Consider the following 5,054-nt stretch of genomic DNA (forward strand, 5'->3'; position numbering starts at 1 on the left):
GTAAAGGGCATTTAACGACGAAACTGGCTAAAATAAGTAAACAGGTAACGTCTATTGAATTAGACAGTCATCTATTCAACTTATCGTCAGAAAAATTAAAACTGAATACTCGTGTCACTTTAATTCACCAAGATATTCTACAGTTTCAATTCCCTAACAAACAGAGGTATAAAATTGTTGGGAATATTCCTTACCATTTAAGCACACAAATTATTAAAAAAGTGGTTTTTGAAAGCCGTGCGTCTGACATCTATCTGATTGTTGAAGAAGGATTCTACAAGCGTACCTTGGATATTCACCGAACACTAGGGTTGCTCTTGCACACTCAAGTCTCGATTCAGCAATTGCTTAAGCTGCCAGCGGAATGCTTTCATCCTAAACCAAAAGTAAACAGTGTCTTAATAAAACTTACCCGCCATACCACAGATGTTCCAGATAAATATTGGAAGCTATATACGTACTTTGTTTCAAAATGGGTCAATCGAGAATATCGTCAACTGTTTACTAAAAATCAGTTTCATCAAGCAATGAAACACGCCAAAGTAAACAATTTAAGTACCATTACTTATGAGCAAGTATTGTCTATTTTTAATAGTTATCTATTATTTAACGGGAGGAAATAATTCTATGAGTCGCTTTTGTAAATGTTGGAGAAAGAGAATAAATCGCTTAAAAACGAAATTAAGGGCATTTACAGAGGTTTTAATCAGTTTATGGAAAATACCCTTGGTGCAACTGTTGGACAAGCTAAAAAGCTCATGAATAACCTTGTGAGCGAAATTAAAGAGTTTGTAAAAGGTGGAGAGTTTGAAAAAATTCATAGAAATGAAACTCGAACACGAGATAGAGATGAATTAAGTCGTTAGAAGCTCATATTTGCGTTTTAAGGCGTTTTAAATCAATTCGAGTATATTTATACCTGTTTGGTCTTTTCGTCGGCATAAGCGTTAAAAATGGCAATAGAAAAAGCTGCAAGGGCGAACGTAGTGAGTGCATTTACCCTTGCAGCTTTTTTTGTTGTCATTTAGCTTTTGCATAGACGACGGAAAGCCAACAGGTGTGAATGTTTAGCTACTTTTCAGAGGCATGATCAAACGCATTGCGTTTGTGGGTGTGGGCAACGCCCGCGGTTTTATTAGTTTTTAGGAATTGGGAAGCAAACTGGGGGGAGATTTTGAAAAAATCGACCAACTCATGGGGGCACTACGACACCCCCCATGTGTCCATTGTCCATTGTCCAAATAGATAAAAAGATTAAATGTCTTGTAAATACCTTTATATGAACGTTTTAAGCACCTATTTCGAGGTGAAAAAAAGTTTTTTGTAAAATCTTGTATTCCTGTCGTATGTATAATATAATTACAGTGTAAAAGAGATTTTGAAGAGAATTGAGGTGTATTTTGTGGTTGAAGTTGAGAAGAAAAAAGTGACTTTATCTTTACCTGTTGAATCGAATGACAAACTAGAAAAAATGGCACAAAAATATGGAATGACTAAATCAGGTTTGGTTACATTTTTAATTAATCAAGCTGATGATAAGGGGACTATTTTTAAATAAAAAAAGCCCTGCTAGGAAGATAGCAAGGGCTCGCAAGATTTGGTTTTCTTTGATTTCGCAACTCAAGTTTATCAAATTTTCCCTTGTTTTCCTAGTAGAGTAACTAGGAAGGTGTAGAAAAATATGGAAAATGAAAATAGAACAGATTGGGCATTGCCTAGAAAGAATTTAAATCCAAAAACTAAACAGCCTTATAAGCGAGGTCGTAACTGGTGGATTGTTGTTTATCCTGAAAGTTTGCCAGAGAATTGGAAAGAGATTATTTCAACTGAACCTGTGGCAATTAGTCCATTACATGATAAAGATGTTAATGCAGACGGAACAAAGAAAAAGCCGCATTATCATATAGTTTTTAATTACAAGGGCAATAAATCATTTGAACAAATGGACGAAATGGCAAGAGCTTTAAGGGCACCGATTCCTGAAAGAATAAGTGGTTTAACTGGTGCTGTTAGATATTTAACGCATATGGATAATCCTGAAAAGTATCAATACGATAATACAGAAATACAAGTGTTTGGTGGATTTGACCTTGAAAGTTGTTTAGCGTTATCTACTGGTGATAAAAGACAAGCGTTAAAAGAAATGCTTGGTTTTATTTCGGATAACAATATTATGCATTTAAAAGATTTTGCTGATTATTGTATGTCTGACCGAGCTCCTGCTGGTTGGTTCGAATTGCTAACAGAGAGGAATACTCTTTTTATAAAAGAGTACATAAAATCGAATTGGCAAAAAGAAAACCAAGTTTATAAAGAGTGAGGAATTAAATAAAAAATATGCCCCCTGCTGAAAAGCCAAGGGGGTTATTTTTTTGTGTTTTAAGAGTTGGATTACATGAGCCAACTCTTTGTTTTTTGTATCAGCTAATTGCACCATAAGGGTGCGCTGATACTCGGCTCAAAAGAGCCGAATAAGCCGTCTGCAAGACCCCTCGGCGAGCCCACCTTTACGAAGTAAAGTATAGTGGGTTATACTTTACATGGAAGCTGTCCCGAAGTTAGGAGTGTTTATATGTCATTTGTAGTGGCGAGAATGCAGAAGGTAAAATCAGGAAATTTAGTTGGGGTAGGTAATCATAATCAGAGAAATACAGACAATCATTCCAACAAAGATATTGATGTTGAACGGTCACATTTAAATTATGATTTGGTCAATCGGACAGAAAATTATAAACGAGATATTGAGCAATTTATTAACGACAACAAATCAAGTAGTCGTGCTGTCAGAAAAGATGCTGTATTAATAAACGAATGGATCATAACTTCTGACAACCAATTTTTTAAAGATAAAGATAGTAAAGAAATTAAAGATTATTTTGAAGTTGCTAAATCATATTTTTCAGAAAAATTTGGTGATGAGAATATCCGCTATGCTCAAGTTCACTTAGACGAAACGACACCGCATATGCACTTAGGAATTGTGCCGTTTAATGACGAACACAAGCTATCAGCAAAGACTGTTTTTAATCGTCAAGCCTTACAAGCGGTACAAGACGAATTGCCAAAGTATTTAAATGAGCGTGGTTTTGAGCTTGAACGTGGCGAAAAAGGGTCAGAGCGTAAAAATTTAACAGTGCCTGAATATAAAAAGGCAAAGGATGAATTAAAAGAGCTGACTACCACGCTGGAACAGCGGAAGTCAGAAGTTTTAGCGTTATCGAACGATAAAACACCAACAATCAAGAAAGAAAGTTTAGATTTAAAAGACGAAACGAAAACGGTCAAAGTACCAAGTGGCGAAACCATTGGTATTGGTAAGTTGCGACATGAATTTACGAAAAATGAAGAACGAAAAACAGGAAATGTGATTATCCCTGAAGATAAATTAAATGCCTTAATACAAGGCTATGAAGATTTATATAAATCGAATGAGAAACTAAAGAAATATGCGGAAACTGATTTACCTAAGCGGATTGACTATGTAAAAGAAAAATACAAGGAAGTAGTGCGTGATTTCAACGATTTAGCAGATAGATATAATAATAATCTAGAGAAAATTGATTCGTTGGAGAAAGAGAATAAATCGCTTAAAAACGAAATTAAGGGCATTTACAAAGGGTTTAAAGAGTACTTTAAAGATTCTAAGCAAGTTACAACTGAACAGGTTAAAACGCTTGTTAGTGGCGTTTTAGACAAAGTAAAAGAATTTGTAAAAGGTGGAGAATTTGAAAAAATTCATAGAAATGAAACTCAAACACGAGATAGAGATGAATTAAGTCGTTAGAAGCTCATATTTGCGTTCTAAGACGTTTTAAATCAATTCGAGTATATTTACACGTGATTATTACTTTTCGTCGGCATAAGCGTTTAAAATGGCTATAAATAATAAAGACAAGGGCGAACAACGTGAGCAACGTTTACCCTTGTCTTTTTATTTTAGGCATTTAGCTTTTGCTGAGCGACGAAAAGTAATTACGTGATAAAGCTACTTTTCAGAGGCATGATCAAACGCATTGCGTTTGTCAGGGGTGGGCGGAAGCCCACGGTTTTTAAAAGGGTTTTTGCGGAGCAAAATACCCTTTTCTTCTTATCTTGATACTATTAGGGGTCCCGAGCGCCTACGAGGAATTTGTATCGATAAGAAATAGATTTAAAAATTTCGCTGTTATTTTGTACATTTAACTTGACGGTGACATCTCTCTATTGTGAGTTATTAGTGGTACAGTTTTCAACCGTTTTAATTATAAAAAAGTGGTGCATTTTTAAATTGGCACAAACAGGTAACGGTTATTGCAGGTGTATTTCTTATCTATGGGTTTAACATGGATTTTATCATTAAAATCATGAGTATTGTCCGAGAGTGATTGGTCTTGCGTATGGTTAACCCTAAAGTTATGGAAATAAGACTTAGAAGCAAACTTAAGAGTGTGTTGATAGTGCATTATCTTAAAATTTTGTATAATAGGAATTGAAGTTAAATTAGATGCTAAAAATTTGTAATTAAGAAGGAGGGATTCGTCATGTTGGTATTCCAAATGCGTAATGTAGATAAAACATCTACTGTTTTGAAACAGACTAAAAACAGTGATTACGCAGATAAATAAATACGTTAGATTAATTCCTACCAGTGACTAATCTTATGACTTTTTAAACAGATAACTAAAATTACAAACAAATCGTTTAACTTCTGTATTTGTTTATAGATGTAATCACTTCAGGAGAGATTACATGAACAAAAATATAAAATATTCTCAAAACTTTTTAACGAGTGAAAAAGTACTCAACCAAATAATAAAACAATTGAATTTAAAAGAAACCGATACCGTTTACGAAATTGGAACAGGTAAAGGGCATTTAACGACGAAACTGGCTAAAATAAGTAAACAGGTAACGTCTATTGAATTAGACAGTCATCTATTCAACTTATCGTCAGAAAAATTAAAACTGAATACTCGTGTCACTTTAATTCACCAAGATATTCTACAGTTTCAATTCCCTAACAAACAGAGGTATAAAACTGTTGGGAATATTCCTTACCATTTAAGCACACAAAT

General features: G+C 34.3%; 7 protein-coding genes and 2 pseudogenes. All 9 read left to right on the forward strand.

What is annotated here, in order from left to right; genetic code table 11:
• Window positions 1-623 (forward strand): 23S ribosomal RNA methyltransferase Erm (gene erm / locus ATN92_RS03540; protein WP_158106618.1); only part of this gene is annotated, 623 nt, incomplete at its 5' end.
• Window positions 598-669: pseudogene (locus ATN92_RS19470) on the forward strand (rRNA adenine methyltransferase); the annotation flags it as partial. The gene erm and the pseudogene ATN92_RS19470, both read left to right, overlap by 26 nt.
• On the forward strand, window positions 645-866 hold the full coding sequence (locus ATN92_RS03545; protein WP_010712928.1) for a hypothetical protein: 222 nt from the start codon (window positions 645-647) through the stop codon (window positions 864-866). The pseudogene ATN92_RS19470 and the gene ATN92_RS03545, both read left to right, overlap by 25 nt.
• A gap of 536 nt (window positions 867-1,402) precedes the next feature.
• Window positions 1,403-1,558 carry a protein RepA gene (locus tag ATN92_RS03550; protein ID WP_002328822.1) on the forward strand — a complete coding sequence of 52 codons (156 nt, stop codon included), beginning with the start codon at window positions 1,403-1,405 and terminating at the stop codon, window positions 1,556-1,558.
• Between the two features lie 123 nt (window positions 1,559-1,681).
• The gene (locus ATN92_RS03555) at window positions 1,682-2,320 is read left to right on the forward strand and encodes a replication protein (RefSeq protein WP_056950684.1); all 639 of its coding nucleotides are present in this window, start codon (window positions 1,682-1,684) and stop codon (window positions 2,318-2,320) included.
• A 252-nt stretch (window positions 2,321-2,572) separates the two neighbouring features.
• Entirely contained in the window at window positions 2,573-3,784 is a 1,212-nt protein-coding gene (gene mobV / locus ATN92_RS03560) for a MobV family relaxase (RefSeq protein ID WP_074412848.1), read from the forward strand.
• Between the two features lie 604 nt (window positions 3,785-4,388).
• A pseudogene (locus ATN92_RS19280) lies at window positions 4,389-4,472 on the forward strand (MLS leader peptide); the annotation flags it as partial.
• A gap of 48 nt (window positions 4,473-4,520) precedes the next feature.
• Complete coding sequence (locus ATN92_RS03570; protein ID WP_001814874.1) at window positions 4,521-4,604, forward strand: 23S rRNA methyltransferase attenuation leader peptide; 84 nt, start codon at window positions 4,521-4,523, stop codon at window positions 4,602-4,604.
• A gap of 124 nt (window positions 4,605-4,728) precedes the next feature.
• Window positions 4,729-5,054 (forward strand): rRNA adenine N-6-methyltransferase family protein (locus tag ATN92_RS03575; protein ID WP_234032524.1); only part of this gene is annotated, 326 nt, incomplete at its 3' end.

It is taken from the genome of Companilactobacillus bobalius, from assembly GCF_009764355.1.

What these genes read in the sequence shown, in the direction of transcription:
- ATN92_RS03555 (WP_056950684.1), top strand. Translation starts at nt 1,682, where the DNA reads ATGGAAAATGAAAATAGAACAGATTGGGCATTGCCTAGAAAGAATTTA.
- ATN92_RS03545 (WP_010712928.1), top strand. Translation starts at nt 645, where the DNA reads ATGTTGGAGAAAGAGAATAAATCGCTTAAAAACGAAATTAAGGGCATT.
- ATN92_RS03570 (WP_001814874.1), top strand. Translation starts at nt 4,521, where the DNA reads ATGTTGGTATTCCAAATGCGTAATGTAGATAAAACATCTACTGTTTTG.
- mobV (WP_074412848.1), top strand. Translation starts at nt 2,573, where the DNA reads ATGTCATTTGTAGTGGCGAGAATGCAGAAGGTAAAATCAGGAAATTTA.